This window comes from Microcoleus sp. PH2017_12_PCY_D_A, from assembly GCF_020738565.1.
GTDB lineage: Bacteria > Cyanobacteriota > Cyanobacteriia > Cyanobacteriales > Microcoleaceae > Microcoleus.
Genome location: NZ_JAEQCI010000222.1, coordinates 1 through 4134 on the forward strand (window position 1 = coordinate 1; position 4134 = coordinate 4134).

Sequence of the window (4134 nt, forward strand, 5' to 3'; positions counted from 1 at the left end):
CAAGCCTGACAAGGACTTGATCTGACGAAGTGACATACTTTTTCAATTTATTTGACTGATTTAGCTATTGATTTAGCATACCAAGTAAGGAAGAACCAAAAATCAGGACTAAAGTCCTTACTACGAACCTAATAGTGTCCGGCGCGCAAAGCAGCGACTTTTAATATTTTGTATAAAATTAAGAATTGTAGCATTTTTTTTTAATGGGTCTTAAAACAGCGCGCTAAAATCAGATTTTACACAACTTCCGCGCCGCCGAATATAATGTATCAAGACAGGCATTTTCCCAGCCCAAACAACAGAAATTTAAAAAAGAGAATACGATGTCAAATGCCATGATGGTAATTTTCCCTTATCGCGAACAGTACACCTGGGTTTTTGACGACAAACGAGCTGGACTTGTCCGAGAACCATTTGTTCAGGGCGTCCCCGAAATGATTAACGTGCTCGTCGCAGACATTCCCAATGCCGAAACAGGTTTCCGACTCTTATTTTCAGCCAATCCATTTCCCGGATATCAAGCAGAAATGGTGTGGTTTAAAGCAGAATACGGCGGTAACTGGTATCGGTGGGAAGCGAAAAATCTCGAAGGCTGGCTGTGTCCGGCTTTGTTCAAATACTTTCCTGAAGCAGGGCCCAAGTTTTACTGCAAAGCTGAAAAAATGTAATAATCAACAGCAAGTAAATGAAAAACTGGTCAATCTTTAAAAGAAACTTTGTTAAACCAGTCGATCGCGAATCTAGAAAAAATCCCAAATTAGCACTATGTATATTGGGGCTACTTGTGCTAATTTTTACAGCAGCCATCTCCGCAGCAATCGGGGCAATTACCGCCCTGTTAGCCCCCGTGGAGCCGCCAATTATCAGTAGAGTCCTAGACGCTACAGGCTTTAACTATACATCCAACCGCTCTGGATACCGCCTGTCGCGGCCTGTTAATATATTGATTCTGGGGATTGACCGCGTGCCCAAAGCGGCCGCCAATTCCCGCAATATTTTTAACGGCCGCAGCGATACAATACTCTTATTTCACCTCGATCCTAGAGATAAATCTATTAGTTTGCTTTCAATTCCGCGAGATACAAAAGTCGAAATTCCCGGAATTCGCTTCAGCAAAATTAACGAAGCAAATGCTAGAGGAGGAGCAGTTTTGGCGGCGCGATTGGTGAGCACTATCGCGAACAATGCGACAATTGAAAGATACGTGCGAGTCAGCAGCGGTGCGTTTCGGGAATTAGTCGATTTGTTGGACGGAGTTGAGGTATTTGTACCTCGGGCGATGTCCTATACAGATAGAGCGCAAAAGTTAAGTATAAATTTAGCACAGGGATGGCAAACTCTCAACGGAGAACAAGCAGAACAATTGGCTCGATTTCGCAACGACGGTTTGGGAGATATCGGGCGCATTCAGCGACAGCAATCTTTAATTCAAGCTATTCGCAACCGCCTCGCAAGTCCATCAGTATTGGTGCGATTGCCGCAAATTGTGCGATTGATGCAAAAATATGTGGATACAAACCTAAATTTTGAGGAAATATTGACGATCGCAAATTTTGGTTTGCAATTGGAGCGAGATAATTTTAAAATGGTGATGTTACCGGGACGCTCTAGCTCATCGCAAGGGGATTTGAGGAGTTATTGGATTTTAGATGCTGCTGGGCGCGATCGAATTATGACCCAATATTTCAAGCAAGGTGCCGCTGATTTTGCCCAAGAGCGAATTCGCAATCCCAGCCAGCCAGTTTCGCCCGCCAACCTCAAAATCGCCGTCCAAAACGCTTCTAGCAACCCAAAAACCGCCAAAACCGTCGCTAGCTTTCTCCGAAAAAAGGGCTTTGATAATGTATCTGTAGTCAAGGATTGGCCCGACAAACAGCGTCAAAGTCAAATTATTGTGCAGCAAGGCGATTTAGAAGCAGCGAATCTTCTGCAAAAAGCGATCGGCGACGGTAAAATAGAAGCATCTTCTACTGGTGAAATCGAATCTGACTTGACACTTCGCGTCGGCGAAGATTGGATCAAGCGATTTTAATTAGTCAAAAATGTTTGTAGTGAGGACTTTAGTCCTCTGATTTTTATGAGGACTAAAGTCCTCACTACAAACCGATTTTATGGTTGTTGTTATGTTCGGACATAATATCATTAGTTATTAGTTAATTACCATGAGTGCAACATCTGTGAAAAGTATATTCCGAATAGTCCTGAGCATAATTTTAAGTGTAGTGTTGGCCTTTGGATGGGTGCTGCTGAGCGCTACTCCGGCATTTGCGCTGCCGAAAGCCAATATTAATTACACAAATATTAATTTGTCCGATCGCGATTTTTCCAACTCAGACTTAGCCGGGGGAACATTCGTCGCCGCCGAGATGCGGGGAACCAACTTTCAAGGCGCTGATTTAACCAATGCGATTTTAACTAAGGGAGTTTTGTGGAAGGCCAACTTGTCAGGCGCAAATCTCTCCGGTGCTTTAGCCGATAGAATTACATTCGACGGCGCTAATTTGACGAATGCTAATTTCACCGAAGCAATTATGACTCGAAGTCGTTTTTTTGATGCTGCCATTTCCGGCGCTGATTTTACCGACGCAATTATCGATGCTTATCAAGTAACAATGATGTGCGAAAAAGCAGATGGTGTCAATCCCGTGACGGGAGTTTCTACGCGAGAAAGTCTGGGATGTCCGTAGAAATTCAAAGTTAGATAAATTATGAGGGGCGAGAAACCGGGTTTCTATGAGTTTTTTGGTTGAGTAACAAAAAATCTACAAAGAAACCCGGTTTCTGAGTTCAACCTGCATCCGTTACATCCGTTACATCCGTTACATCCGTTACATCCGCTACAAAATCCGCTGCCGAACTTCCTTCTACCGAGCGCTACAAATGCCTGTATTTGCAGTACCCAATACCAAGTCAGAATTCAACAACAAATCTAAATCGGTGTCGGGATTAACTGCATACAAATCAACTTTATCTCTACCCAAAAATACTCCTACCAAAGTGCCGATTCCCGCACCGCCGAGCACCTCTTCAGTTGCGATCGCCCGATCGCCCGTAACTCCTGCGATTGCCGCCGCCGCTGCTGCACCCAAAGCCGTGTTCTTAATCAGATTACCAACATTCACGCCCTTAGTCACAGTTTCTTTCCGAGTAATCACCTGCGAAGTAGCATTCAAAGGCACTCTGCTACCGTTGATGATACTCAATTCTTGCGCCACAAACTGAACGCCCTCAGCAGTCGATCGCAATTCGCCGCTAATTTTCGAGCCCTCGGGTATCATAACCTTGCCATTATTACCTGCGATATCCGCAGCCACAGTCAGCGTAATCGGAGACTTGTCCTTGGGGGCGAGCAAAATTTTGCCTTTTGCGTACTCGATAGGAATAGTCACCCCGCTAGGAATTTTCACAGCAACACTTTAGCCAATATCAATCTTAGCAATGTAAGGAGAATTAATTGCTCTTGCTTGATTGGTACTGACTAATGTTTGATAGATAAAAGCAGCTACTTCAGCCCGCGTGGCTGACTGGTTGGGTTTGAGAGATTTAGGATTGGGATAGCTGACAACCAACTGTTTTTCAGTAGCAGCAGCAACGCTTTTGACAGCATAACTTTGAATTTCACCCGCATCATTATAGTAGCTGAGAACATCTTGAAAATTGCAAGTAGGTTCATAGCCCAGTCCGTTATTTAAAGCGACTACAACTTGAACGCGAGGAATTTGCTGTGATGGCCTGAAAACATTGCCGGGATAGCCAGACATCCATCCCATTTCATAAGCTTCGGCGATCGCCCCCCGCGCCCAAAAATTAGACGGAACATCGACAAAACCTACAGCAGCGCGAGTTTTCGCCTTTTTCACCGGATCGTTGCCGCGAATTCTGCCCGCGTTACCAGTGCATCCGGGCGGAAAGTGCGATCGGGAAAACCTTTAATAATTCCTCTTTGTGAGAAATCTTGATATAATCCTGCTATACTGCTTTACAGCTTCAATCTAACTATGCACATGATTCGGTTTTCGGATATTTGCTAGAAACCTGATAGAAATCCCAAACCCTTACAGAACGTTGAAAACAGAATATGCAAGCCAAAAGCAATCACATCCCAGAGACCATTAAAGTGCAATCCGACAATGG

General features: G+C 44.3%; 6 protein-coding genes. 3 read left to right on the forward strand and 3 right to left on the reverse strand.

Translation table 11 applies throughout. From position 1 onward, the window contains the following. Nucleotides 1-323 precede the first annotated feature (323 nt). The 3 genes from JGK39_RS32795 to JGK39_RS32805 all read left to right on the forward strand — a co-directional run bounded on the left by JGK39_RS32795 (nucleotide 324) and on the right by JGK39_RS32805 (nucleotide 2687). Nucleotides 324-668, forward strand: coding sequence for a DUF6717 family protein (locus JGK39_RS32795; RefSeq protein ID WP_293262461.1), 345 nt, complete (start codon nucleotides 324-326; stop codon nucleotides 666-668). Between the two features lie 17 nt (nucleotides 669-685). Then, nucleotides 686-2032, forward strand: coding sequence for an LCP family protein (locus JGK39_RS32800; RefSeq protein WP_293298936.1), 1347 nt, complete (start codon nucleotides 686-688; stop codon nucleotides 2030-2032). A gap of 130 nt (nucleotides 2033-2162) precedes the next feature. After that, nucleotides 2163-2687 (forward strand): pentapeptide repeat-containing protein, encoded by a 525-nt coding sequence (locus JGK39_RS32805; protein WP_293298939.1) that lies wholly within the window; start codon nucleotides 2163-2165, stop codon nucleotides 2685-2687. A 177-nt stretch (nucleotides 2688-2864) separates the two neighbouring features. Here JGK39_RS32805 and JGK39_RS32810 read toward each other — a convergent pair whose 3' ends face one another. The 3 genes from JGK39_RS32810 to JGK39_RS33800 are packed head-to-tail and all read right to left on the reverse strand — an operon-like array spanning nucleotide 2865 to nucleotide 3973. After that, a complete protein-coding gene (locus JGK39_RS32810) occupies nucleotides 2865-3389 on the reverse strand; it encodes a hypothetical protein (RefSeq protein ID WP_293298942.1) in 525 nt (174 codons plus the stop codon). A 27-nt stretch (nucleotides 3390-3416) separates the two neighbouring features. Beyond that, the gene (locus tag JGK39_RS32815) at nucleotides 3417-3860 is read right to left on the reverse strand and encodes an S-layer homology domain-containing protein (RefSeq protein WP_293262473.1); all 444 of its coding nucleotides are present in this window, start codon (nucleotides 3858-3860) and stop codon (nucleotides 3417-3419) included. Beyond that, nucleotides 3857-3973 (reverse strand): S-layer homology domain-containing protein, encoded by a 117-nt coding sequence (locus JGK39_RS33800; protein WP_366049572.1) that lies wholly within the window; start codon nucleotides 3971-3973, stop codon nucleotides 3857-3859. Before JGK39_RS33800 ends, JGK39_RS32815 begins: the two co-directional genes overlap by 4 nt. Nucleotides 3974-4134 lie beyond the last annotated feature (161 nt).

What these genes read in the sequence shown, in the direction of transcription:
- JGK39_RS32795 (WP_293262461.1), top strand. Translation starts at nt 324, where the DNA reads ATGTCAAATGCCATGATGGTAATTTTCCCTTATCGCGAACAGTACACC.
- JGK39_RS32800 (WP_293298936.1), top strand. Translation starts at nt 686, where the DNA reads ATGAAAAACTGGTCAATCTTTAAAAGAAACTTTGTTAAACCAGTCGAT.
- JGK39_RS32805 (WP_293298939.1), top strand. Translation starts at nt 2,163, where the DNA reads ATGAGTGCAACATCTGTGAAAAGTATATTCCGAATAGTCCTGAGCATA.